The sequence below is a fragment of the Vibrio sp. vnigr-6D03 genome, assembly GCF_002835515.1.
In the GTDB taxonomy this organism is placed as follows: Bacteria; Pseudomonadota; Gammaproteobacteria; order Enterobacterales; family Vibrionaceae; genus Vibrio; species Vibrio penaeicida.
In genome coordinates, this window is sequence record NZ_PIZL01000028.1 from 62,849 (window position 1) to 88,706 (window position 25,858).

Annotated in this window: 24 protein-coding genes; 4 read left to right on the forward strand and 20 right to left on the reverse strand. The window is 43.8% G+C overall.

What is annotated here, in order from left to right; genetic code table 11:
* Positions 1 to 3 precede the first annotated feature (3 nt).
* Positions 4 to 1,374, reverse strand: a complete 1,371-nt coding sequence (locus CW749_RS22105; RefSeq protein ID WP_101114565.1) for an FAD-dependent oxidoreductase — start codon at positions 1,372 to 1,374, stop codon at positions 4 to 6.
* 20 nt (positions 1,375 to 1,394) lie between these two features.
* Positions 1,395 to 2,594, reverse strand: a complete 1,200-nt coding sequence (locus CW749_RS22110; protein ID WP_101114566.1) for an MFS transporter — start codon at positions 2,592 to 2,594, stop codon at positions 1,395 to 1,397.
* A 511-nt stretch (positions 2,595 to 3,105) separates the two neighbouring features.
* Here CW749_RS22110 and CW749_RS22115 point away from each other — a divergent pair.
* Positions 3,106 to 3,504 (forward strand): NUDIX domain-containing protein, encoded by a 399-nt coding sequence (locus tag CW749_RS22115; RefSeq protein WP_180958470.1) that lies wholly within the window; start codon positions 3,106 to 3,108, stop codon positions 3,502 to 3,504.
* Positions 3,505 to 3,586: 82 nt separating this feature from the next.
* Here the strand turns inward: CW749_RS22115 and CW749_RS22120 are convergent, their stop codons facing one another.
* From CW749_RS22120 to CW749_RS22180, 13 genes are all read right to left on the reverse strand, one after another.
* Positions 3,587 to 4,972, reverse strand: coding sequence for a VWA domain-containing protein (locus CW749_RS22120; protein WP_101114568.1), 1,386 nt, complete (start codon positions 4,970 to 4,972; stop codon positions 3,587 to 3,589).
* Position 4,973: 1 nt separating this feature from the next.
* Positions 4,974 to 5,399: a hypothetical protein gene (locus CW749_RS22125; protein WP_237322534.1), complete on the reverse strand. Its 426-nt coding sequence runs from the start codon at positions 5,397 to 5,399 to the stop codon at positions 4,974 to 4,976.
* 74 nt (positions 5,400 to 5,473) lie between these two features.
* The gene (locus tag CW749_RS22130; protein WP_101114570.1) at positions 5,474 to 5,944 is read right to left on the reverse strand and encodes a TadE family protein; all 471 of its coding nucleotides are present in this window, start codon (positions 5,942 to 5,944) and stop codon (positions 5,474 to 5,476) included.
* Positions 5,941 to 6,711 carry a tetratricopeptide repeat protein gene (locus CW749_RS22135; protein WP_101114571.1) on the reverse strand — a complete coding sequence of 257 codons (771 nt, stop codon included), beginning with the start codon at positions 6,709 to 6,711 and terminating at the stop codon, positions 5,941 to 5,943. Before CW749_RS22135 ends, CW749_RS22130 begins: the two co-directional genes overlap by 4 nt.
* Complete coding sequence (locus tag CW749_RS22140; RefSeq protein ID WP_237322536.1) at positions 6,708 to 7,628, reverse strand: type II secretion system F family protein; 921 nt, start codon at positions 7,626 to 7,628, stop codon at positions 6,708 to 6,710. The genes CW749_RS22135 and CW749_RS22140 overlap by 4 nt, the downstream gene beginning before the upstream one ends.
* Before the next feature lie 5 nt (positions 7,629 to 7,633).
* Positions 7,634 to 8,533 carry a type II secretion system F family protein gene (locus tag CW749_RS22145; RefSeq protein WP_101114572.1) on the reverse strand — a complete coding sequence of 300 codons (900 nt, stop codon included), beginning with the start codon at positions 8,531 to 8,533 and terminating at the stop codon, positions 7,634 to 7,636.
* Positions 8,533 to 9,831: a CpaF family protein gene (locus CW749_RS22150; RefSeq protein ID WP_101114573.1), complete on the reverse strand. Its 1,299-nt coding sequence runs from the start codon at positions 9,829 to 9,831 to the stop codon at positions 8,533 to 8,535. Before CW749_RS22150 ends, CW749_RS22145 begins: the two co-directional genes overlap by 1 nt.
* 6 nt (positions 9,832 to 9,837) lie before the next feature.
* Positions 9,838 to 10,956: an AAA family ATPase gene (locus tag CW749_RS22155; protein ID WP_101114574.1), complete on the reverse strand. Its 1,119-nt coding sequence runs from the start codon at positions 10,954 to 10,956 to the stop codon at positions 9,838 to 9,840.
* A 3-nt stretch (positions 10,957 to 10,959) separates the two neighbouring features.
* Positions 10,960 to 11,520 (reverse strand): pilus assembly protein FlpD, encoded by a 561-nt coding sequence (locus CW749_RS22160; RefSeq protein ID WP_101114575.1) that lies wholly within the window; start codon positions 11,518 to 11,520, stop codon positions 10,960 to 10,962.
* Between the two features lie 8 nt (positions 11,521 to 11,528).
* Positions 11,529 to 12,947 carry a type II and III secretion system protein family protein gene (locus CW749_RS22165; RefSeq protein WP_101114576.1) on the reverse strand — a complete coding sequence of 473 codons (1,419 nt, stop codon included), beginning with the start codon at positions 12,945 to 12,947 and terminating at the stop codon, positions 11,529 to 11,531.
* 3 nt (positions 12,948 to 12,950) lie between these two features.
* Positions 12,951 to 13,844 (reverse strand): Flp pilus assembly protein CpaB, encoded by an 894-nt coding sequence (gene cpaB / locus CW749_RS22170; RefSeq protein WP_101114577.1) that lies wholly within the window; start codon positions 13,842 to 13,844, stop codon positions 12,951 to 12,953.
* 13 nt (positions 13,845 to 13,857) lie between these two features.
* Entirely contained in the window at positions 13,858 to 14,304 is a 447-nt protein-coding gene (locus CW749_RS22175; protein WP_343232676.1) for a prepilin peptidase, read from the reverse strand.
* Complete coding sequence (locus CW749_RS22180; protein ID WP_022551875.1) at positions 14,288 to 14,488, reverse strand: Flp family type IVb pilin; 201 nt, start codon at positions 14,486 to 14,488, stop codon at positions 14,288 to 14,290. Before CW749_RS22180 ends, CW749_RS22175 begins: the two co-directional genes overlap by 17 nt.
* A gap of 230 nt (positions 14,489 to 14,718) precedes the next feature.
* Here CW749_RS22180 and CW749_RS22185 point away from each other — a divergent pair, with 230 nt between their 5' ends.
* On the forward strand, positions 14,719 to 18,309 hold the full coding sequence (locus CW749_RS22185; protein WP_101114578.1) for a DUF1566 domain-containing protein: 3,591 nt from the start codon (positions 14,719 to 14,721) through the stop codon (positions 18,307 to 18,309).
* A 13-nt stretch (positions 18,310 to 18,322) separates the two neighbouring features.
* Positions 18,323 to 19,015 carry a hypothetical protein gene (locus CW749_RS22190; protein ID WP_101114579.1) on the forward strand — a complete coding sequence of 231 codons (693 nt, stop codon included), beginning with the start codon at positions 18,323 to 18,325 and terminating at the stop codon, positions 19,013 to 19,015.
* Positions 19,016 to 19,404: 389 nt separating this feature from the next.
* On the opposite strand, the gene CW749_RS22195 is transcribed toward CW749_RS22190, so the two are convergent.
* Positions 19,405 to 19,671, reverse strand: a complete 267-nt coding sequence (locus tag CW749_RS22195; protein ID WP_237322538.1) for a hypothetical protein — start codon at positions 19,669 to 19,671, stop codon at positions 19,405 to 19,407.
* Here CW749_RS22195 and CW749_RS22200 point away from each other — a divergent pair.
* The gene (locus CW749_RS22200; RefSeq protein ID WP_237322539.1) at positions 19,660 to 19,884 is read left to right on the forward strand and encodes a hypothetical protein; all 225 of its coding nucleotides are present in this window, start codon (positions 19,660 to 19,662) and stop codon (positions 19,882 to 19,884) included. The two genes, CW749_RS22195 and CW749_RS22200, sit on opposite strands and share 12 nt — an antisense overlap.
* A gap of 161 nt (positions 19,885 to 20,045) precedes the next feature.
* Here CW749_RS22200 and CW749_RS22205 read toward each other — a convergent pair whose 3' ends face one another.
* The 4 genes from CW749_RS22205 to ftnA form a co-directional block, all read right to left on the reverse strand.
* Entirely contained in the window at positions 20,046 to 23,120 is a 3,075-nt protein-coding gene (locus CW749_RS22205) for a TrlF family AAA-like ATPase (RefSeq protein WP_101114580.1), read from the reverse strand.
* A 475-nt stretch (positions 23,121 to 23,595) separates the two neighbouring features.
* The gene (locus CW749_RS22210) at positions 23,596 to 24,783 is read right to left on the reverse strand and encodes an NAD(P)/FAD-dependent oxidoreductase (RefSeq protein ID WP_101114624.1); all 1,188 of its coding nucleotides are present in this window, start codon (positions 24,781 to 24,783) and stop codon (positions 23,596 to 23,598) included.
* A gap of 149 nt (positions 24,784 to 24,932) precedes the next feature.
* Positions 24,933 to 25,256, reverse strand: coding sequence for a universal stress protein UspB (uspB, locus tag CW749_RS22215; RefSeq protein ID WP_101114581.1), 324 nt, complete (start codon positions 25,254 to 25,256; stop codon positions 24,933 to 24,935).
* Between the two features lie 67 nt (positions 25,257 to 25,323).
* Positions 25,324 to 25,854, reverse strand: a complete 531-nt coding sequence (gene ftnA / locus CW749_RS22220) for a non-heme ferritin (protein ID WP_101114582.1) — start codon at positions 25,852 to 25,854, stop codon at positions 25,324 to 25,326.
* Positions 25,855 to 25,858: the final 4 nt, after the last annotated feature.

Genomic DNA, 25,858 nt, shown 5'->3' on the forward strand with positions numbered 1-25,858 from the left:
TTCCTAAATATGTGATGCTAGCCAACGGGACATAGCACAAATCGTCAGTGCAGGGTTCGCAATGCCTAGCCTTGGGAACGCACCGGGGCCAATGGCATACAGCCCAGGCATCGTGGCTAACTCAAGTTCCTCGGTTAATGCGTTAACACCTTTTCCTGCCAGCGGGTGGCAAGCGCTTTCATGTTCGTAAGCACCATAAGGAAAGGTGAACCGAGTAAAGACATTGGTTTGAGAAGTGGTATCTAAACTATTGAGCGCAATGTCGAATTCATCTTGAATGGATGAATCAGCAAAAGATTTGAAGTATTTGCCTTGTTTTTCATCTTCAGTAGGGGATAAAGCACGCAGATCCGCATTCAGCTTTTCGCGAGCAAATTCCACTAATCTATTAGCAACTTTGTTGTAGTTATCGATATCACGCTCAGAATGGTGAGCGTCGATCGCAAGCTCTGCTTTGCCACCACTGACTTGACAGCGCAGCTGGCTCAACGGCGAATCTTCTGGGTTTTGTTCTACTACCGCCATCAGCAATAACAACCTGTCGCCATCAGGCGTTCTAGGTCGCTCAACCACAAAAATATTGGCATTCAGGTCATGGTGCTTACTGTAACCATGCCACAGCATTTCGTGTCTGTAGGTACCTATTTCGGTTCCTTCTCTCACTTTGACCGCAATACCCAAACAGTAATGATCCGTCAGTTCAGACGTAAAGCTTTGCCCAAGCGAGCTAGAGATTATGGCGTTGTTCACCATCGCAGAAGCAGCCAGCACACACTTTGAGTACCCTGTCTGGTTCGCGGTTTTACCGCTGGTGTCTGTGAGGTAAAATTGACCATTTGATTTTGCTACCTTCGCAATTTTAGCGCGCTCGATGGTAATTACGCCGTCTCGGATAAAGCTCTCTAGGGAGTGCAAAGGGCTGTAGGAAGTGAATCGGCCATCTTCCATAAATCGTGCAGCCTGAGGCACATGTGTTAAGAAATCCGCAACTGGGTTGGAAGGTGTCATCTCAGGAAATTGAGAAGAAAAGCCTTGGGTTAACTCTGGATACAGGCCATTCTTTCCCGCCAAGATCTGTTGCCAGCTCTTAGGCCATGAGGCAAGTGCAGCCTCCTCAAGAGGCAACATAACCCCGTGGTAGCAAAGTGACCGTCCACCAAGCCGCTCACTGATCCCCCCTTGTCCCCAATGGTTGTTCGCCGTCCAAGGTCTTAATTTTTCATCACCCGTTAGTATTCTGGTATCGAAATGCACGTGTTCTTGACGAAGGCTTGGACCCGCTTCATAGATATGTACACGTTTTCCACTTACTGCGGCATAGAGGGCAAACTCTAACCCCGATAAGCCACCACCTACTACACATAGGTTACTCATACTTTCTCCTTGTATTATTTTTATTGGTGTTTCTTTCTGTCAATGAAATACAGTACGAGCAAGCCAACCAGTCCAACGATGGACGATAACCAAATAGCCCCTTTGGTCTCGAAGTAATACATACCCACGAAATAGACCACAGAGGACACTGACGAAGAAATAAAGAAAGAGATGGAAAGTAACGAGCCACCCACACCAGCACGACCTGTTGCCAGCGATTGCAAGAAACCAATAGGAATACTGATTAAACACGCAGCACCAAGTGCAAGCATAGGAATGAGTAAATAAATATGCGTCATGGTTTGTGTGAAGGAAAGTAACGCAATAGAAATAGCGAATATCACTGCACCGATAATAATGACACTGGATGGTTGCATTTTTGATGCTAAACGCGACCAATAAAAAATAAAGAACACTTCAAAAATAGCAATACTGGCTTCAAAAGCACCAATACCCGAATATCCACCTTGAACTTGATTAACAATAATAAGTGGAACCGTGGCATCTAATGTGAAGAGCATATTAGTGACAAGAGAAACACTGATTAATTTAATGACGTTTTCATTATTAAATACTTTTAATAATGATTCAGATGCTTTATCTGATTTATATTCGACGTTTTTTAAGGGTTCATTAGAAAACACCCCTAATATAAGTGCAGCAAAGATACCTGCGTACAACCATACATATATGAGTTGATTTTTTTCTAGTGCTAAAGAGCCAATCACACCCAGCGTTGCCACATAGCCCATTGAGTAAACTGATCGCAACGCCGCATTTTCTTTATGTTGGTCGTTGCCTTCAACGTTTTGACGCTTTGCCGCCGCATACCCAAATATCAGTGAATTGATAACAAAAAAGACAGGCAGTAGTAAGCAGTTAGCAACAAAATAGACTATTTCATTCGGCCAAAAATACAGGCTGAGGTTACCGACAATACCGCAGAACGCACAAACATAAATGTACTTAACAAAGCTACCATTTATATCGGATCGCATCCCAAAGAAAATACTGAATATCGTTATGACTATTCCAGAGAATAACATCACCAAGCTATAAGAAAGCTCAGAGACGCCAACAACGTCAATACCAAATATATTTTTATAGGGATTAACTGCCGCACTTGCACTCGCAAGAAGGAAAATAGCCAGCACCTGTTTGTTCATAAATAAAGAAGATGAATTCTTATATAAACCAGGCAAATCAATATTTTTAAACAAAATAGTCCCTTAATGAAAAGTCAATTAACTACTTCCCTAAAATCACATGGATTTATTAGGGATAATTGGGCTTTTAACACGTCGATATGGCAGTGCTTACGCGGCATTGATGCTATACACAACAAAACTTACAACAACTTGTTTTATAAATGCATGCGGCAGAGCTCAACTTTTCAAGATGAAACAACAGGGTGTTGTTTTTTAAGAATAAAGTATTAATTATTTAATAATAAGCAGTCATTAAAATCATGACCACTCACACTATCAGAGTAATGAGTTTAAGATTTACGAAAATTCAGTCAGGTATCGAAAGCAACAGCTAAAATGAAGTTCAAAGCACTTTAACACTTTGATAGTTATATATATTTCAAAATGTAAAATAACAAAAAACTCAATAGAAAGCTAAAAGCCCCCTAGTGCCCTTCTACTATACATTGGACACCGATCCTCGAATCACTAAGCGGGGTTTGATTTTGATTTCGCACAACGCGTCTTTTTCATCAAACTTTCTTTGAATACCATCCAGTGCCTGCGTGGCAATGGTATTCAGCAGCAGAAATTACTTTGTGTCAGATCGAAGGGGGAAGCTCTGTTTTATCTACCAGGCGGAAAGCCTGAATCTGGTGAAACTCATGAAGATACATTGATCAGAGAACTGAGAGAAGAACTGAGTATCCATCTAAAACGCGATTCGCTGGCGTATTTCGATACCTACCGCACTGTGGCGGCTGGAAAATCAAAAGATACCTTTGTGACTTGTCACTGTTATTTCGCAGATTACTATTCGGAACCTCACCCTTCATCCGAGATTGAAGAAATACAGTGGCTTGGGATACAGGATATGAAGCGATGTTCTTTGCTCGTTCAGAGCACCGTGGACAGCTTAATGACAAAAGGGCTCATCGGTTGATGAGCCCTTTACAGAATGAAAGGTTGTACCTTGTGCAGGAATAATAAAGTCAGCCCCTTAGTGAACTAAGAGGCTGCATGGTTTATTTCACCAGTTCAATCTTGTTAAGCGTAGTGGCTACCTGTTGAAGCACCGTTCTTATGGTTCGGTTGTTGGCAGGGAAGTACTGACCCGGACTGGCGCACGACTTCATGGATTGAGAGCGATTATTGAAGTCAATGGCGATGATTTCAATGCCTTTCTTTTTCATCTCTCGACATAGGGAGACCTGTTTCCGGTCACGCATTTTAGGGTCGATTAAGTGATCGCCATCGGTAAACAAGATCATCACTTTTTTATTGTTAGGCACACCATAATCTCTAGGCAGCTCGGATTTTTTCTTGTCCCACTTTCCTCTCCATTCTGGAGAGAGCAAACGCCAAGCCCAAACAATTCCTTCAGCGTTATTAGTGTTCATCTCTGGGTACAGAGTTTTAAGCCCTCTGACGAGTTCTTTATGGTTAGATAAATAAGGGAGAACCTTACTGACACCGCAGTCGGCATTATCAAACAGACCCAGTAAGTGTTTCCAGTTAGGACGGTAGGGGTCTTTATTGTCTTTTGGGTGAAACGCTAATAGTGGCGTACCATCTTGAAACTCTGGTACTCCCGATGAAATGGTTCGCAGAACAAACCTGAGATCCTGATGTTGTGGACCACGCTCTAAGTTTCTAATCCAAGCTGGCGTCATGGCGCTGGCGTTAGATAAACCTTCCTGAACTTCTGCGAGTTGGGTACACATGGCTCCACGCCAACGATCTGGCATCTTATCGCTCAGCAGATCCCTCCAGCGCATTTCCTTAAATAAAGGCTTAAGGCCTCTGGGAACCTTGATGGCGCTAGGCTTAAAAAACTCAGGTCTAAGGCCAATATTGACATAGCCAGTCGCTGGAACAATGCTAACGGTCTTACTTAAGTTACGTCTCTCTTGTGCATAGAGAATATCAGCAAAATCTCGTAAGCCTTTTAACGCTTGCTCCATAGGTTTGTCCATCATGGAACCGGACACATCCAGCATAACGGCAATTTCTAAGGTCAGTTGATGAAGTTGGGATTCTGCGTGATGTTTTATATCTAAATTGCCGGTTTGAAGTTGGTCCGTGAGCACCAATTGATCTAGGTCCACCGTCCCTTTTACGCTAACCGAGGCATCGCTTTCCCGTTTATTCAGTGACGCCGTAGGATCTTTTAATCCAGAAGTATCTGACTCTATGTTCGCTTCCAAAAGCTGCTGGGCATCCAGAGCGGCAGTATGACTGTCTGAAGCTGAATACAAGATGGAGTCGGCAAGCATCGAGAGTCGGCTATCGGTGATGCTTGAAATAATGACCACCAAAACAAAACTAAAAAATGTGAGCATGCCGGACAGAAACAGAGCGGTTGATACGGAGATAACGCCCCGCTGTTTTTGTCTTTGAGAGATACCCATCTTAGTTGACCTCTCGGATCATGTGTGAGGAAAAACGACCTTTTGGCCACAGGTCCCAAATAGGATTGGTCTCTTCAGGGTCAAAACATAGGGTGACTTCGACCAAACTCCCTAATGCAAAATCCGGCCAACGCCTGGTCAATGGGCAGCGACCATCAAGTAAAATAACGGTGGTTTCATCGGTTGCGGCGTTATAAGTTGCAATGGATAAGCCAGCTTGCCCTTTGGCTATAAACTCTAATTGGGTTTCTGCAAAGTCGCGGAAATAAGGAAGCTGAGCGATATTGTTCTCTCTTGTTAGTGTTCTCTGATTTCCGACCAGTGTCAGTATGTTGTAGTTTAAGTTAATGAGTCTCTGTTCAACACGCATGATGGTGAGTAGCTCCGACGAAGCCAGTATGATGGTCAGTAATATAGGAGCAATCATGGCCATCTCTAGACTTATGCTTCCTTTGGCTCTGGAAGGGAGACCTGACTGACGTAGCTTTTTTATGCACATAGTTAGTTAAACAATAAATCCTGAGAAATAATGACGGTGCTGGTTTGTTTGAGTTTTTCAGGTTCAAAGAAGCCCAGCGGGCTAAATTTCAACTCAGTCGTCAAGGTGGCCGTCACTCGATAAACGGGATCAGAAGGACGATAAATAGGATCGACCTCTTCTTCTTCATCTTCTACTTGCAACAGGGCATCCATCGAATCAAACTTGATCAGCTCAACGGTGACCGAGTCGAGAAACCCAAAGCCGTGCTCTTCAACCATACGTTTTACTTTCCCGCTGGTTAAAGGGTTGTTGTACCAATTTTCTGTAAGCAGTTCGCGAAGAGATTGGCGCATGGCATGTTCGAGCAATCCATATTGAAGATGGAGCCGCGATACATCAAAAAACATCAAAGTGATCGCGAGAAAAACGGGCATCAAAAAAGCGGTTTCAAGGCTAATCACCCCTTTTTGCCGTTTTGACGAGGTTGTCATAGTAGGGTTCCTGAGCCATTTAAACGACCTTTGAGTATCGACAGATCTCTTTCCACTTCACTGGCTGGTAAATGACGAGTTAACAGAGCCCTAGCTTGATCTTCATCGCCTTCAGCCAAAAGTAATAGGGCAAAGTTGAGCTCGACCTGAATAGGCAACTGCTGATACGCCAACAAAGGCTCAAAAGTCTGTCGTGCCTTAGCCAACTGATTGTCCTGCAGATAGCTAAGCGCTAAATTGGAGCGATAATGAGGGTTGTCGGGTGCAAGAGCGACGGCTTGAGAGAGCTCCGAACGAGCTCGTTCTAAATCAAACTCCAGTAAAGCGATGCCTAGCCCGTTATGAAGTTGAGCCTTAATACGGCTATTATTCGCCTTACTGACCCCAAGTTCATAAACGGCGATGGCTTCTGATACTCTTGCAGCTGCCAGAAGATAGCGGCCTAAGTACATACTAGCTTGGGCAGCCATAGGATCTTCAGCTAAGGTGACGTGCTTTAGTTTGGCGATAGCCGCTTCTTTTTTGTCTTGGTTATACTGGCTTCGGGCAAGCATAAGCTGATATTCGAGTTTGTCTGGGTAAGCGCTAAGCAGCCTTAAGTACTGCTCTTCAGCTTTTGCAAATTGACCGTAGTTAAAGGAAGCTTCAGCCAGAACTTTTTCGTTATTTTCCGTCTGTTTGTTCACTTTTTGCGGTGTTGCGCAGCCTAGCAGCATAAGACAAAGGTAAATGGAGGCTAGGCCTTTAAAGGTAAAAAGTGAACTCATCGTAAGCTCTCTAGTAATAGGTTCATTGTTGGGGTAATGATAAGAACAAGCAGAGGCAACATAATAAGTGCCATCTGAATCAAGGTAATGCGACTTGGCAGCTTACCGGCTTGTTCCTGAAGGGCCATTTTTCTCATTTGGCGCGCATCATCACTGATGGTTCTCATGGTTTCCGCAAGAGGAGAACCATATCGCTCGGCCATAGAAATGGTGCTTGCCAAACGCTCAAGTTCTTTTAATCCGGTTCTCCATGCCATTTTTTTCAGGCACTCAGAAGATTCTCCCCGCACTTGAATCTCAGCGTGGGTACGCAAAAACTGGTTGGCCAACATGGGTTCTACATCAAGTAGGTATGTACCGACTTTTTCCAAAGCACGTTCAAGAGATAATCCGGCTTCTACGCTAATAACCATCAGATCGATGGCATCTGGAACCACTTGTTGTTGTTTTTGTATCGCTTGACGGGATAAACGTTTAAGCCAGTACTCCGGAAGGTTTGAACCAAGTACATAGCTAATTAGAATAAACATGACGGTCATGGCTTCAAGAAGCTCTTCTTGAGACCAACGCCAAAAAAGGGCGATAACGGCCGCCATCAAGCCAAGAAACAGCTTGGCACCACGTGTTGAGTTCAGTGCGGTTGGTGATTGTATCCCCGCTTGTTCTAACATTTGAACAAGGCGTTTTTTCTCTTTGTCTGATACCGGATACAGCACCCCTAACGAGCTCCAGAATGACGGAGTTTGTTGGGCAACGCCGACGTCTTCATCGTCGTTGATTTTTGTGTATCGTGCACACTGTTCCTGCCAACGCGCAAGGGTTTGCTGAGACAAGAAAAAAGTTGCTAACACTAGGATGAAAATCATCACTAATGCCAATGAGGCAATCCAAAAGTTTGGGATAGCGGTCAGTTCCATGATACTTATCCTTTTAACTGTGTCATGCGTCGAATGAGAAACAGGCCAAACAGAATGCTAGTGACGACATATGCCATAACGAGTTGCCCCCCCGTTGAAGCCATTAAAAAGTCGAAGTGTTCTTTGCCTGTAGTAAACAGCACTAAACAGACCAGAACAGGTAGAGCCGCCAGTACTTTAGCTGAGTTACGGGACTCCGAAGTGATGCTGAGAATGCTGGCATTAAGTTCGGCTCGGGCTCTTAATGTATGACTGAGCCTTTCCAGTACGCCTGTCAGGCGACCACCGGTTTCTTGTTGCAGACTCAGAACTATGGTTAAGAATCGAAACTCAGCAATGGGCATTCTTTTCGCAGCATGTTTCATTACGTCAGGTAAAGTCTGGCCGACACCGAGTTCATCGTGCATTCGTTCAAACAGACGTCGAGTGATGCCATCGTGCTGGCGAGATATTTCAAGAAAGGTATCCGCCATTGGAGCGCCAACACGTAACGCCCTTAACAGACCATCGATGATGTCTGGCAGCTCATTACGAAAATGGTCCATGGCTTTTTGTTGTTGCTGAAGATAGAAAAAATAGCCGCCCAAGCCAATACTGACGGCACTCAATGGAATTGAAACGTACCAGTCCATGCCGTTGATAATCAGCAGAGTCGAAAAAGCCACCAGTGCGACTATGCCTCCCGCCGTCCATTGACGAAGCTTTTCATACCCCAGAAAGGTCACCAAGTTTTGGAGCCATTGCCAATGCTCCCAGAAAGGAGCGACGCTCTCTTGCTCTTGGGACAGCGCCACTAGGGTGTATCGGCTGAGCTGTTTTTTCCAACCGTCCTGCTTTTCTATATGATGCCAGGCAAAGGCACCGGCGATTAACCACACCAAAGTGATTCCAATCAGCAAAGCCACTATGATTTCTCCACGCTGGTTTGCATCTCTTCTTCCAGAGCAAAGTGAGAGGCTTTTTCTAGCAGGGCTTCAGAGACATTGAATACGTTGTAGTCACCGTGGATCTGATGTTTATCCGCGCGTTTAAGATCAAAACGGAAAATCGGCTTGAGCTCAATGTGCTCGCCCTGACTCCCCACGACTTCACTGATGGCGGTAATACGACGATGCCCGTCTCTCATTCTTTCCAGTTGCACAACGACATCGATAGCGCTGACAATTTGACTGCGTATGATTTGATCAGACAGTCGCTCACCACCCATTTGCAACATGTTTGTCAAACGAACAATGGCATCTTGGGGGTTGTTAGCGTGAAGGGTACAAAGCGAGCCGTCATGTCCCGTATTCATCGCCTGCAACATATCAAAGGCTTCCGCCCCACGAACTTCACCTAAAACAATTCTATCTGGACGCATACGAAGTGCGTTTTTGACCAAATCGCGAACATTCACCTCTCCGTTCCCTTCCGTACTCGCGTTACGAGTTTCCAAAGGAACCCAGTGCGGCTGTGCTAAAGAGAGCTCTGCTGCGTCTTCTATGGTAATGATGCGTTCGTCTTCACTGATATGTCGACTTAACGCATTCAACAGGGTTGTTTTACCTGAACCCGTTCCTCCTGAAATAAGGATATTGCAGCGGCAGTGTGTTGCGATGGCCAAAAAGTCAGCCATTTGGGAAGATAAACTCTGTTTGCTTACCAAGCTATCCAGCGTCATTTTGTTGGCTGGAAATTTACGAATAGAGATGCAGGTACCGTGCAATGCAAGTGGCGGAGCGATGACGTTTACTCGACTGCCATCTTTAAGTCTTGCATCAACCATTGGGTTTGACTCATCCACTCTTCGTCCTATTGCATTCACAATACGCTGAGCGACGTTCAAAACATGCTTACTGTCCCTAAATCGAATGTCGGTTTTTTGTAGAATACCCTGACGCTCTACGTAAACAGTATCAGGGCCATTCACTAAAATGTCTGAAACACTTGGATCTTCTAACAAAGGTTGAATCGGGCCAATGCCCACCATTTCATCAACCAGTTGAAGCGCAAGAACAGCCAGCTCCTGATTGTTGTATGGCAGCATTTTTTTTGAAGCAATATTAGCTAAAGCTTCTCGGACTCTCGGTAGCAACTCATCTCTGCTTAGGTTAGCGGCAACCGATGGATCAACTAATTCATAAAAGGCACTTTTCGCCTCTTCTGACATGGTTAACAGTTGATGAGTTCTCTGCTTGGGTGCAAGGTTGCTTTGTCTAAACATGAGCAATTACCTTTTTGCTGCCGAGCTGACAATTTGGCCAAGCTGAGCAAGCTTTTTACTGAATCGAGTACTTTGAGCCATAATAGGTTTGCCTATCAGTTCTGACTTTTCGAACGCTTTGGCATCAAAAGGGAGCTCAAGGGACAAATCTAAGCCTAGTGACTTACTCAGTTCCGTCTTAGGCACTCGCCCTTTACTTTTTCTGCACAAATTACCCACCAAAATCTGTCTTTGATGTGTCGATTGAACGCGCGCTCTAAGTTTGGCTAAGAAGCGGTAACTATTGAGGCTGTAATCGGTAACATAAATACAGTTATCGGCTTTTTCAATGACGTCTAACATGGCTGGGTTATGGAGGTTGGGTATATCAATAATCACCGTACCATAGTGCTCTGCCAGAGCCTGAATGGTCTCAGTTATCGAGCCATGATTGTCGGAGGGTAACTGGCTATCTTGACCATAAAACAGGTGCAGTGTTTTAGAAAACTGATGGCTACTGTGAGCGAGCAGAGTTTCGTCAATACGATCCGCATCTTTTAGAATATTTTCTAAATTTGGCTCATAGTCAGTGCCAAGTAAAATAGGGTGCTGACTATGGAAGACATCAAGATCGACAAGCGCAACATGCTGACTTTGCTTTTCTGCAAGATAGTAGCCTAAGTTGCTGGCAATAGTACTGACACCACAGCCGCCAGAGCTACCAAGAACACAGATGATTTTGCCCGTACGTAGGGATTTTTTCACCTGATAACCTTGAAGATGAAGCAAGCTCAGTCTTAATGCATCGGCATCAAGGGGGGTTGTATGGTAATCATTCACTCCGGCAAACATTAAGTGGCGATAAAGGGTCACTTCTTGCTTTTTTCCCAGAACGATCAACTTCATCTGAGGAGGGCAATGATGTGACAACTCACTAAGGGCGCTATCTAAGTTGACACAGTCACCTCCATCAACCAACAAAAGGTCGGGTGCGCCATGTTTTGTGCACCACTCTCTCGCCTTGTTAATGTCGCCTTTTTGTACCTGAATATTCTGGTTATCAATGTCGGCAGCCAGTTGAGTGATGATTTGTTGACTGTGGTCGTCTAATACAAAAGCAACGACGTTAAACGTACTGTCTGACACGGGTTAATCCTCTCCGGTTACTGACTGCTTTTCCGCAGATTTGATTTTGTTGTTGTAAAGTCTTTGAACAGCACCGGCAGATAGTGCAGTGTTATGCTCTTGGTAGGTATTCCCCTGATGCCATGCCACTTTATTGCTGGCACTGACGTACTGATTACGCAACTGCTGGCAGGCTTGAGGACTCACAGGAACGGCGGATTTATTGTATCGACACGTATCCGGCGCAAAAATCACTTCGATGTCTCCCTGCATGGTTTCCTCCACGCCAGGGGTATGATCCAGCTCAACTTGCATTAAGAGTTTGTTTGAAAGATGGCTTTCAATCTCTTGTTTTGCTGATTGACTAAGCAAGCCGCCTTGCAGAGTAATGTTTATCACCCCCACCTCTTCTCGATGAATAAGGGGCGCGGTTAACTGATCTAACACGACAGGCAGTGTTTCTCTGTTGGCGTTAAATTCAGCCGTGTCGGTGTAACTACGATGCGGAAGTACTTGATTTGGTGCCACACAAGCGACCAATGCGGGCAACAACAAAGCCACTGAACAAAGTTTTAATTGTTTCATCATGATTCCTAATAGTTGTATCCGTAGTTGCCGAACAATCTGCTGTTTTGATCGTGTGTTTCCCCTGTTTTATGCAGGAATACGCGCTCAAAACGACTCGCTGGTCTGTAACGATCCAGAGGTGTGGTAAGAAGAGAGGGATCACTTGTGGGTTCGACTAAACGGGCAGTGGCAATAATAACCAACTCACTTTCTGAGTTTTTGAAACTGTTGTTACTAAAAAAAGGGGCCAGTACAGGGATTTCACCAAGGAAAGGCAAAGCTTCCACTTTATGATCTTGATATGTGCGAACTAAACCCGCTAGCGCAAAGCTTTGTCCATCCGCCAGTTCTATGGTAGTGGTGGCTCGACGGGTTTCGATTCCCGGTACTTCAACACCGGCAATGGAGACGCTGTTTTCACGGCTTAACGTCGAGACTTCTGGTGCAACCGTTAAACTGATCTGGTTGTTGCTCAGTACCGTTGGTGTCAACTCCAAAGCGATACCAAACTTTTTAAACTCAATGCTGACACCGTCGTCGCCATTGTCGACAGGGAAGGGAAATTCTCCTCCAGACATAAAGGTAGCAGCTTCTCCGGACTTGGCCGTTAGGTTAGGCTCCGCAAGGACATTCACCAGACTGTTTTCGACTAAGGCATCAATGATCACATTTAGACCATGCTGATCGGGTCCACTAGGCAGAGTGTTAGTAGGAAACTTATTGCCTGGCGATACCCCTAGAGCGGTTTGCAAACTGTCCCAAGTGCCCCAACGCATGTTACCAACAGAGCTCCATCTAAGACCCAGTTGTTCGCTGGTGGTCCGTTCCATCTCGACGATACGTACGGAGATATTAACCTGAGTGCTTCCTGCAGTTTTTAGCTGATTAACCACTAATGGGTAAGTACCTATACCACCACCAGGCTTCGCTGCTCCGTTTGCCCTAGCACTGTTCCCGTCCTGTGAAGAAGGCGCGCCCATGGTTTGTGTATCTTCTTCTTGAAGAGATTTCGCATAACCAGAAGCCATGCTGAGAATTTCATGAGCTTGCAGTGGTGTCGATACTTCTCCCATCGCGATAATGGCCCCGCCACTGTAAGCAAAAGAGACGCTAGCATCTGGGAAAGCATGTCGAACATTTTGCTCAAGATAAGAGAGATCAACGCTGATCACGACTTTATAATGGGCCAATGTAGAAGCGTTAGCACCAAGGACAAGTAAGTCTGTCTCCCCTAACTTTTTACCCGCAATCATAATGTGTTTACTGGAGGGAGCATGTACAACAAGTAAGTCAGGATCAGACACAAAGATGTCTTGCACCTCACCGGAAACAGCAATTAAACGATTTTCGTTAACGGAGATTTCTAGCGTGTTAACCTTTGCATAGGTCTGAGCAGAGCAAAGCAGTGTCAGCACACATATACAGAGTGTTTTGAAAGTGTTCATGAGTTATCTCGCTGTCGGTTTTTCTTGTGTACGGACATCCTGACCGTCAAAAATTCGGATAGAGTGCTGTGGCCGCATGCGCGGATTATGGTTATCAGAAATTTCCTCATCCCATAGCGTGACGTTGTCTGATTGAGCTAGGCTAGAATCTTGATAGGCACTACGAAGTAAAAGAGACAAAGCGCCAAGCTTACGAGCCAGCAGCAAGCGTTGCGCCTGATCGGCCGCCACTTCAAAAGTGACCGGGATAGTGCGCTCCCCGTTTTGATTGAGTGAGCTTGATGAATCTTGTTTCTCTGGACCACTCAGAATGTCGGTCAAAACATTGTCTACCGCTAGCAAGCGAACATTTTCTAAAACTAAGTTGTTAGCGTGTTTAGTGACTTCCCCAAACCCTTCATCATCATGATGTTTTTTGGTGGTAGTTAAGATGATATCGACATAGTTACCAGCTCGAATTAATCCGTAATTGCTGCCCGCAAAGGTGATATCTAAGGTGACGCCTTTCATCCCAGGAGCAAGCATAGAAGAGAGATAATGACTTTGTTCCGGACGGATAATGACAGAGGAGGTTAAAGGCTGACCAGCAACAAGGGATTGTGTGATCAAGCTGCCTTCTAATGATTTGAGTTCGACAAAATCTTTTAAAAATAGATCAATCAATTGATGTTCAGAGTCATCGAACGGTGCCCAGGTGAAATCCTGAGAGCGAAGTAAAGAACCGACCTGAATAGGGTATTTGGCAACCAAAATCCTTGGGGCAATCGCTTTAGGTTCTTCTACTTTGACCTGTTCATCTGTTTTTGATACTGGCGTTGCCGCCGTATTTGACCAGACAAACATTAGCGTAACGAGTAGTAAACCTATGCTAATGAGCACAAAAAGTAACTTTTTCATGGTGTTTGCTTTTTTAAATGTAGTGAATGGTTGTTATGGCACTGCCAGCAATAGCAACGGCATAAGGCACCGTTTTTATAGGGGGGTGTTTTATCAAACCCAAACCAACTAAATGGTTGTATACGAGGATGGCTATACTTAATCCTCCACCTACCAAAGCGGTTTGCAGTAACAACCACTGCCAATGTTCGATGGAGCCATAGGCGCATATTGCCAGCAACTTACTGTCACCAGCCCCTAGCCAGCGATAGTGGAACGCAACAATGCCTAAGAACAAAATGATCAAACTAATGGAGGCGTGATAAACACTAAACGGGACTGCAGTGAACACCACAATCGCCAGTATCAATAACGCCCAGTTTGGGACTGTTCGATTTTTTATGTCAGTCAGTGAAACTATGCATAACAGAGCAAAAGTGGTGGCTTTAAGTAATAAAAGAAAATTACTCTCCACTGGCACCCATGTTCATACCGTCAATAATGGCCTGGAACTTATCTTTTAGCGCGGTGATGAATAGACCGTCAGAACCAAAAATCGCCAAAATTCCCGCAGCTAAACCTGCCGCAAGAATCCCGTATTCAATAGCTGTAGCCCCACTTTCATCTTTAAAGTAGCGTTTTAGAAGGTTGGTGAAACCATTCATTGAAATATCCCTTTAATTGCATTCAGTAGTCAAATGATTATGAGAATTATTATTAATATCATTGAGAAAATCAATAACAATATTATAATAAACGCTAAATAATCATTAATATACAGAATAATGATCTGTAATTATACAGAATACCAGTCACATATAATCACTTGTGAGACGCTGTTGCAGAATGATATTCCGTTTCATTTTGACTGGAATAGTGTTTTTAAGGAATAAACATGCTCTTTAGACGAATAGTTATTACCGGCTTATTTGGTTTGGCTACCTTAGGTTGTAGCGATAGACCAACAGATGGAGTAGCGTCGACCCCCGGAGGAGGGGGCAGTGGAACCACTACGCCGGGAAATCCGGGAACCCCGACCCCCGGAAACCCAGGAACAACGCCCGGTAACCCAGGGGGAGTGGTCACCCCTCCGCAACCACCGACTCAGCTTCGGGATATTACTATTTCAGGGCCTGTGCCTCTGGCAACGGCTACCGATATTTTTGAGTTCAAAGTGTGTGCGGGGAACACTTGTGACACATGGCAGAGTGCTGTACCGGAAGGCAGTTATGAATACACCTTTGAAGTCTCACAATGGCCTGACAATCAACCTATTTCTGTGGAAGGCTGGATCGTAGACCAATCAACGGCGAGTACTAGAAGCAGCAATGCAGGCGCCGCCGCCACTACAACAGCGCAAAGTAAGTACTTTAAGACGGAGTTAGACACCTTAGCGAGCATCATTCAAATGGATAGTTCTGGTGATGGTGTGATTGATGAAACCGAGTTAGTGACTCTGTCGTTAGATCCCATTACCCAAGCATTTAATACTGTCGCTAAACATCTGCTTTCTACCAGTTTAACCCAGTATGCCAATCTGCCCGTTAGACAAAAAAATGAAGCAGTTAGGCGTTACCTGTCAGAGCAAAGTAACAGCACTTGGGTGCATTTAACACAAGATCAAAGAACGGCTATCAATGACCATATGAAGACCACGGGCAGCAGTAGCTGGCGTCCTTCTTATTATAGCAGTTACACCCTAAGCCTCACGCCCGAACAATGGTTACTGATTAAAGGTAATCCCGATACACCAGTAGACGAGCAGGTGGTTGAGATAAATACCGCTCAGCTAAAAGTCATTAACCCATCTAACCATAACAGGGCAATGTTAAATTGGCTGTTTAGATTGACGACTCAGCAACTTGCCAATGCTCGTGGAGAGCTGGTTTATACCCAACAGCTAGTGATGGAACTGGCTGCAGTTTATGAGCAAATGGCGGACCAAGGAGAGCGTAAACTGACTCTCGATTGGAGTCAGGACAGGAAACTTAAAGAGCATGTCGCCATAGCGAACCCGGGGGACGGCGAACCTACGGTGTTTGATGCACCATTTGACCTAGTTCTTAGCGATTCATGGCGTGACAGTCAGTACGATTTGCTTGGGCTCTATGATGTTCTCGACATCGAAACCGGTAAAGGCGCCGCTATTACTTGGACATTGAGTCCGGCTGATATTGAACGTATTTATGAACAATATAAGCAGGATGTTGCTGCCGACCCAGACACTAATCCTAGCAAGTACTTTACTCTGCTCAATACAACTTGGCCGGGCAGTGGTACGGGATTACAAGCATTGGGCAAAAAAATACTGGTTGCTCTCGCTGCTGGTCCTAAAGAGCCGATCTGGAAACATTATAAAGCGCAAGTTGGCAAAACGGTGCCTACTTATCCTCAGATGAACATTACCCCAGATGAGCAGATAGAAAGGCGTCATTTAAGATCTTGGGGTAAATTAGAGTATGCCAATTACCACCATCCGCTTAAAAAACAGATAATGGGGTTGGCGCCTGAACAGCATCTTCGTATCAGTGGCCGTTTCCCAGTCGAGTTAGAAGAAGCGTCAGTAGAAGTGGTATTGGGTACTCGCCTAAACAAGCCAAAAAGCGACGACATCAAAGGTCGTCAACCTATTGGACGCCATGAACCGATTGCTCTGATTGAACTTGATGGTCAACGCAGAAAAAGCATTGATTATGCAGGCAAAAATGGCTTTGTCTTTACCATTCCATTGCGCAATGTCGATAATAATTTAGAGAGATGTCAGCCAGGCAAACCGCCAGTTCCGAACAGAGTGTTTGAGCACAACTACGAGTACACGGAAGATGAAATGCACGACACGTTGACCATTCATATCCGCGATAACAAAACTGGCGTCCAGCTAAGGTCGGTATTGGGATCATTCTGTGAATTAGTGAAACGTGATACCAATGGTAATGGCACTTTAGAAATCAGCGAACTAGAACGATTAAGCGTCGGCTATATCTCGAGTGCGCAAGCGGCGTTAATGTTCAAAACCTCGTTATCAAAGCATGGATACGCGGGTTACCTCTACCCGTTGACCCTTGATGAGATCGCTGCTCGATATAATGCTTTACCCCGTCAGCAGGTTGAATTTTTGGCTGCAATATTTGCACTGCAAGTGGAAGGCAAGTTGTTTGGTCGAGCGATCGATCTGGTTGAAAGCGCCGACATTTATATGGATGTTCTGGATATTCTTGGTATCGACATGTTAGGAAACTACGGCGTGGTATCCAGTAATAACCTGCTGCCAGATATGGAGAACTTGCAAGACAGATTTTCGGCTAAGTATGCCATTGGTGAAGTGCTCATTGATAACCTTGATGTCAATGTCTCTCACATTACTCAAAATATGACTCAGCTATTAGCCAACTCAGAGGAAGACAAATACTACTTCGAGTTTTCAAGGCCAGGAAGTTGGGTAACCGTTTACCCAGTAAGCGTGTTGGATCCTACCTGTCAGGTGGTTCTTAATCACGATCAAGTGCTGGGTGTTCGAATTGATGGTAAAGGCAAAAATGAAGATGGCCACTGGGTGACCATTGGATGGGATAAACAAGCTGGTGCCACTCGATACACATTAGGTTGGGGCAGCAATCAATTTGAAAATGTTGCCGATGCAGAACATCAAAAACCGACGAATAAGTTAAGGGCAACCATCACAGGGCTAACATTTGAGCAGGCTTATCATATCCGTGTTCAGAGTAATATTGGAACGCCAAGTGCTCTATTAACCTATTCCCCTCAACATATCCATATTGCTGACTCACGTGTGACTGCTGGTATTGAGTCTGATGATAGCCACCGTGGTAGAGACAGCGACACAGCATGTGATCCACTAAGTGGTAAAGCCAGAAATAGCAATAAAGATGGCATGTTGGGTGCCCGCTACGTCAAATTGAACAATGATGGCGTACCATTGATTCGACAAGACCTGACGTATAAGCAAAGTCCGTTTTCTTGTGTCCTTGATGCCCATACTGGGCTGGTTTGGGAAACCAAACATGGACGTCAAGATGATGAGCCTTACACCATTTTTGATGGTGACAATATGTTTGTTAGAGATGCAACCAACGCTGGTGATGTGTTTGATGGCACCTGTGCGTTACCTAACTTGAACGTCGTTTCTACGGATCCAAAGCAATGTACGGTTGAGAACCAGATTACTTGGGTAAACAGCAAAAAACGTTGTGGATTAAGCAACTGGCGTATTCCTACGCTGGAAGAGAGTTACGCCTTGTTCGACTTTGGTAGAAACCGTGCGTCCAACCTAGATACTCGTTATTTCCCTAATTTGCACTTCCCAAGAATGAACAGCAGCACATTCCATGGATTTTGGTTAGATGCGCCAAGTATGGATGGCCTAAAAAATCGAGCACTGACAGCGTTCTGGCTAGAAGCTAAGCACTTTAATAATTCGGATCATAACCCACTGGTATTAATCAGTGATGGTTACTATGCAGAGTAAAAGGAACAAACGAGTGAAATATTTAACAGCATGTTTATCTCTGATGGTCACGTCTGCATGGGCTAACGAAGACTTACGCGTATGTTTAGCCGATACGGAAATGAACCCAAGTAACCGCTTTACTCATGAAGTGATCACCACCGATGCAGGAGATTACAAAGTAGTGAATGATGCAGCGACTGGTCTGCAGTGGAGTTACTGTTTTATCGGGCAAACACTGAGTAGCGATCAAATGAGTTGCGAGGGTGTACCTACCGTGGCTATGGATCTGTTCCCAGAGCGTAAGTTCTATCCGAATGTGAGAGAAAAAACCCTAGAAATCGTTGAAGCAGAAAATCAGCGATTAGGGGAATCTAACCATTTATGGTATTTGCCAAATATGAAAGATCTGCTCACTATCTATAATGATCGATGTGTTCCAGCAACGTATCCTATGTTTAGCTATAAGATTGGTCTCACAACAGAAGAGATCATTGCGCTAAAAGATACGGATTTTGATTGGGACTGGCCAGATAATGAAAAAGCTATCGCGTCTGAAAAAATATATAGAGGGAAGGCTTATCATTCACTTCAAGTAAGTACAGACTCGAATCAACCGGGTGACTACTTATTCTTTTATACGGTTCCATTTAATGGTCACAGTTCACCACTGAGTGCCCATTCACAAAATTACAGTCTGATGCGTTTGGTTAGGAAAAAACCATAACAGTAGTAAAAAAGCCAGTCAGCAATAGCTGACTGGCTTTTTAGATAGAACTGTCTCGCCTGAATCTTGAATCAAGGTTTATAGCTAGTAACTTGTCCTTGTGCAGGAACAATAAAGTCTGCCCGTTAATACAAAATGAATGACAATAGAGCTTGCCCGTAAGGTGTAAGTCTTATCCAGATCAGCTAAGGGCATTGGCTTAACAGCCATCAAAACTCTATCAACTGAAACAATGAGTTGTACGCTACGGGCAAACTTTATAAATACCACGTTACATGTAACTAAGCATATGTACTTGTTTTATATGGACTTGTATGTTGTTGCGATTTTATTGAAATTAAACTATCAAATAATCTCAGTAAATATATTTATTTTATCTTTTAATACAGTTACTTACTGTACAATAACTGTGTAACATTGCTATTTTTAGCACTAACACCACTTAACACCATATTTTTCCGTATTAATGTAGCGTTTTGCGATTGAACCTTAGATAACATGGCTTTTAACTCTGCGACCTCAGTTCGAAGCTCTCGATTGCGCTCTTTGTATTCGTTCAGCTCAATTTGCTTGGCATCACGCTGCTGTCGAATACCTTTATTCACACCACCTTTAATACGCTCTAACAGGTCAGGGCAATCGCGATGAATCAACATATTACGATTATTAAGAAAGCGCTTGAAGATGCTGGTCGTGAATTTACGGTTAAGGAATGGCAGGTGGAATTCAACGTTACAGCTGCAGCCTCAAGAGGTTACTTGGATAAGTTGGTAGACCTGAACCTTCTGATAAAAAACAAAGAGAAAGGTAGTAGACAGTATAAATATCTATCTCCTAGGAATCTAAAAGATAGACTGAAGATAAGCTAGGAATTCTTAGATATTTTCACCTTCAGGGAAACTCACATGGAAAGCATGTTAATGAGTATTTGATCCAATTAGGCTTCTAAGGCGCACATACACCAGAAGTCTCATCATTATTTTATACCCCAGTCTATCAGAATGGCTCTAATAGACTGGATACACATTGTTTACATGTACTTAATTTTACGATTGTCGAATGCAGGCATTGTACCCTCAAGCACATTAACTACTTTGTTATTGATTGTTCTACACTCAATAGCACCTGGTGTATAAGTGATATTATGCCCATTTTTTCGATCAAACTCGCAGTGAATTATTTGCTCAGCATCACAGACTACTGCCAGGTTTGGGTTATGGGTAACCATAATGATCTGTCGCCTCTGTTTGGCTTCAGTTAAAACTGGTACAAGTAAGCTAACGATTGTTTCATTATCCAAGTTCTCTTCTGGTTGATCCAAGATAATAGGAGAATTGCCCTTATCCACTAGTAGATAGAAAATTAATAGCAATGCCCCTCTTTGGCCTGGTGAAAGCTGCCCAATATGCGCCCCTTGGAACATCAGTGTATACCTTGGCTCAAGGTAACTTAGGCCAAATATTAGGTCATAAACTTCATTTGAAGAACGGTCTTTACGCAAAAGAGAAGTTATTCCAGCAGTTGTCTTAGACGCATCCTCTAGCTTTTGGTGTAACTCCTGAATAAAGCTGATAAGTGAATCTTCATTATCAAGATCGTGTCTATCCATTAGCTCTTTTATTACCGACAGGCTTTCTGATTCACCTCTAAACTCTCCCGACGCTTGTTTTACGATGGAGAATAGTTTGTTTGAAATTTTATCCGTTGTGCTACTTAGCTCAGCCTTAAATTGCAATTTATATTCATTACGGATCAGCGCATTACTTTGGATGAGAGATTGCACCGGTTCAAAAAGAGCTTCGCGATTCGCTTTTTGCTCATCGAGAGCTTTGAATATTTGACGGGCTAACCCGACTCGTTGCTCAAGTAGATCGAGTCTTTGATTTGGAAGTTCATCTAGTTGGGCTTTTCTATGTTTTACGCCCTCGAATGAGTCTGGCTCATCTTTAGTTCCTAACAGTAAAGCTCTCTTTTCTTCCCAAGCTACAAATTGTTCTTTATATTGCTGAAATGCTAGCTGTGGTGCATTTAATTGCGCGTTTAATGGGGCTTTCTTCTCCGTAAGAGATTGCTTTTTAGCATCAAGAGCCAATTGACTTTCTTTTAGTTCGTTATCTCGATTAGCGCAGTCTTTTTCTAACTCTGAAATTACCTTTTCATCAATTTCTAATGTAACTAATTTTTCTACGTCCAGGTCTAGAAGTTGGGCGTCAGAGCTAAACTCAGATGTAAATTGACTTAACGCACGTTTGACAATTTCAAAACCTGCTTCGATGTTCTTACATGCTTTTCTTTTAGCTGCTAGCTTTGTTGACTCTTCTCGGTTGGCTTCATTCTGTTGTTGTAACTTTTCTAGTTCTTGGCTAATCGTTCCCAACTGCTCAGCTACTTTTTGTTGTTCCTCAGTAAGTTCACTTGTTGGTTCAGGAACTACTTCTGGCCTAACTTTGGTGAGTTCTTCCAGAAGTCTCTGTTTTTGAGCCAATAGTTCTTCCAGAATTTTGCGCGCTTCATCCGTCATTTGACTCTCAAGGTAAGATATTTGTTCATTTACCTTGTGCAACGCGCTGCGATAGCTTTCGAGTTTACTTCGAAGTGAACTTTCTTGTTTTTCAATAAGCTGGTCAAAGTCGTGAGAACCTAAACGAATAGAGTCATCAGCATGTGAGAAGATGACCGATCTTAGCTCTTTTTCGAATGCATCTGACTGGCCAGATACATGTGCATTACATAGTTCTTCAAAGTGCCCTTGGGGAATATACTTTACGAGTTCAACGTTTTCAGTCGCTGGGTTTTCATTTAGATTTTTCTCCAACTCTTTGCCATCCCCCCATGTTGCTTTCGCATAGAAATGACTAGCTGGTTCACCTGTTTTCCCTCTGAATCTATTTGCTTTCAAAAAGGAGAAATGGTGACTTTGTTTCGAGTTTCCGAGTAAGGCTGCAATATCAGCTAATGCACTTTTACCACTACCTTTATTTCCTATAATCGCTACCAAATCATGGTTTAGGAATAATTTTGTTTGGTCAAGCCAAGAATCGTTAAGTGACGAGCCAACTGTTTTATTTACTTCTAATTTTTCAATGAAACGGCTTTTATTCTCACTTACTAGTTGTTGCTTAGGGGGCGTTACCCCAATAAAAGATCGCTTTCCTGGTTCTTTAATCGCTTGCTTTAACCCTTCAAATGTAGGATTCGCTTTTATCCATGTTGCTTTTCTTGATGGATAGTCACCATATCCCCTACGGTCATTATTTCCAGGTTCACCATTGAATCTATGAGCGTCGCTACCTGAAACAGCAAGGCGAGGTTGATTATTTAGAGCGGTTTGAAATGCATCAAACCACCGCTGATTTTCAGTTATTTTTACACCAGCGAACGCAGCCCATGTTCCGTAGTCTCTTGTTTCAAATATCGGAGAAGACTTAAAAAGGGTCAATGAGTACGCGTAATGTTCGTTACGTTCGATTTCAGTAAGGCCATCGTTAGTATTAAAGGGCATGTAACCAATAGCCTGGTTATCACTGACGTTCCTAATAGCTTTTTGGTAACTTTCGCACGTGACCTCAGCGATTTTGGACCCTGCTTCGAGAGCCTCACTCTCAGATTGAGTAACACGCTGTTTATCAAACCCATGATGGCGTAACTTATCGTGCGGAGCATTTCTCGCAACTTGCATCAAGGAAGAATCTGACAGCGGTCTATCAATTAATGCAAGTTGTAACTTACTCTTAAAATCAATTAGTTCCTGATCAGATATTTTGTCAGAGAAAAGAACGTGTGCATTTAATCTCCCTCTCATCGGAGCCATTAAACGTAGTTCAATACCAGGGAATACGGTTTTCTCTAATTTGGGAGCATCCGCTTGTTTTAGGCGGTGTTTTAGCGCAAACCAACCATCAAAAGTCCAGTAATCCATGATTGCAAATACAGCTGGCTTTGCTGTATTCATAGCGTGAATCATATCATCTATAAGTTGAGTGTTTTGGGGGGAGTTTAGATCTGAAGTAAACTTTTGACCTTCCCAGTGAAATGAGGCTGGGGTATGAATATGTAGGTCCCACTGACGCCATTCAGAACCGCGAGGAAATTTGTTACTAGTCATTTTCATCCTACTTTAGGAGCATAAAATACATTATAAGTTAGGAAATAATACTTGGTTTACACATATGAAACTATAGACACATAAGCATTTTGTACATTTTATCAATAAATTACGTTCGAATCCGATGAGTTACAGGACGTATAAAGATTAAAAACTCGCTAAATTCGAGTGATTTTTAGTAGTACAATCTCACATATTCAATGCAATGAAGAGTATTAACCCTAAACGATTTCGGGCAGAAATGAGTTTGGCAACATCGCCTCTGTTTGTCGCCTCTGTTAGATTCCAATCAGCACAGAAAGCACTACCTCTATAAGAACTATGCTTTAGTTCAGTTCACCCTTACAACCGTAGATATTAACCATTAAGACAGACGTTACACTTTCAAGGATGCATAACAAACTTTATTGTCTCAAAATGCTCTTGCGGGCGAACTTTAGTGCTTACGGGCAATCTATATTGTCTCAAAACAGTCCTACGCCCACTGCCCAGCAACAAAACCGCTCGACCATGCCCATTGGAAATTGTAGCCACCAAGCCAGCCCGTCACATCCATCACTTCTCCGATGAAGTACAGCCCTTGAATATCCTTGCACTCCATGGTTTTGGAAGATAGGTGATCGGTATTCACGCCACCCAAGGTAACCTCTGCCGTGCGATACCCTTCGGTACCATTAGGTAGGATTTGCCAGTTTTCTAAGTAAGCTTCAATTGCTTGCAGCTCTTTGTCGTTGAATTGCTTGAGGGGTTTATCCACCAGCTCTTTGCGCTCTATTAGCGTCTCAACCAAACGCTTAGGAAGTACTTTGGAAAGCGTATTCTTTAAGCTTTGATTTGGGTGTTTTTCGCGAGAAGTGGTCAGCAGATCCATTACATCTGCTTCAGGAATTAAGTTAATCGTAACCTTCTGACCAGCTTGCCAGAATGAGGATATCTGTAACACCGCAGGGCCAGATAAACCTCGATGGGTAAACAGCAGTGCTTCTTTGAAAACGGTGCCGTCTTCGGCGGTGATTTCAGAAGGCACTGCAACACCTGAAAGTGGCTCAAACGCTTCTTTGTCTTCTTTGTGCAGAGTAAAAGGCACCAGACCTGCGGTAGTCGAAATCACTTCTAGCCCAAATTGCTCGGCGACTTGATAACCAAATGGCGTCGCACCCAATTTAGGCATGGATAAACCACCCGTGGCTATCACCAAAGATTCACAGGTGATTTCGTCGGTGTCTATATGAAGTGAAAATCCGCTGTCTGTTTTTTGAATGTTGTGGATATCAGCGCGATAGCGTTGGGTAATGCTCGGTTGGTCGCATTCTTTTAGCAAAACGTCCACGATGTCCTTGGCTGAATCGAGACAAAACAGCTGCCCATGATCGCGTTCTTCAAAATCGACGCCATATTTCGAAACAAGCGAGATGAAGTCCCAATTGGTGTATTGCGACAAGGCGGATTTCACAAAATGAGGGTTCTGGCACAAGAAGTTATTTGCCGTCACATCGTAGTTAGTGAAGTTACACCGACCACCACCTGAGATCAGAATTTTTCGCCCCGGCTTTTTGGCATGATCCACCACCAATACTCGACGACCACGCTTGCCCGCTTCGGCTGCACACATTAAGCCTGCCGCTCCGGCACCAATGACTACGACATCAAATTCTGAACTCATTACTTCTTCCACAACGACTTGAGCTTTGGGGTTTGCTGCGCTCAATCAAAATAAAAAGGATGCGCGAATTATCGCGCATCCTTGCAAATCTGATGGGTATTTTACCCAGAGTTACGCTGGGTTTCTACCTCGTCTTGTTGAGCCTTTAATTACAGCATGATGGCAGCAAATAAAGTCACACCAAGTAATGTTGTCGTGAGTACAAACAACTCTCTGACTTTATTGCATTTCCCGGTAAAAATAGGATCGTGATGATGCAGATACTCGCGGCTTTTCAAGTAATGAAAAAGTCGGACTTGTTTGGTGACGTTACCGTGCGTAGTGAAAAAACCACCACCATCTACCTGCTGATACAGTAATGGATGGGCTTCGCGCATGATATAAATGAGCGCGCGTAACGCGGTAAGGTATCTCGCCATATTAACGCAGCTGACGAGCATAAGCGTGAATAGAATAGTATCGACACTGATCATCTTTTCCTCCCTACATCTTCTTAGACGCCAAAAGGAAAAGACAATCAAATTGACTTTAACTCGCTACTTAGACTGCAGCGGAAGCGTCCATGATAGAAGACGAACCTTCTTTTGCCATGGCTGCTAGATCTTTGTCGATAAAGAACAGCGCTTTACCGTCTTCACCTACAAGTTCCAGCTTATCTAAAATCCCTTTAAACAATTTCTCTTCTTCATGTTGCTCTGCAACGTACCACTGAAGAAAATTAAAGGTTGAGTAGTCTTGGCTAGTAAATGCACCGTGCGCCAGTTTGTTGATTTTTTGAGTGATCATTTGCTCATGTTCAAACGTTTCACGGAAAACATCACCAAGGCTACCAAATTCGTGCTTTGGCGCTTCTATAGCACCCAAGATAGGCATTGCCCCTGTTTCACTCACGTAAGTAAAGAGACGTTGCATATGCTCCATTTCTTCTACTGCATGAGCACGTAAAAACTCGGCCGCACCTTCGAATCCTTTATCTTCACACCAAGCACTCATTTGTAAGTATAGATTGGATGAAAAGAATTCGAGATTTATTTGCTCATTCAGTTGTTCGACCATTGTCTGAGACAGCATGAAA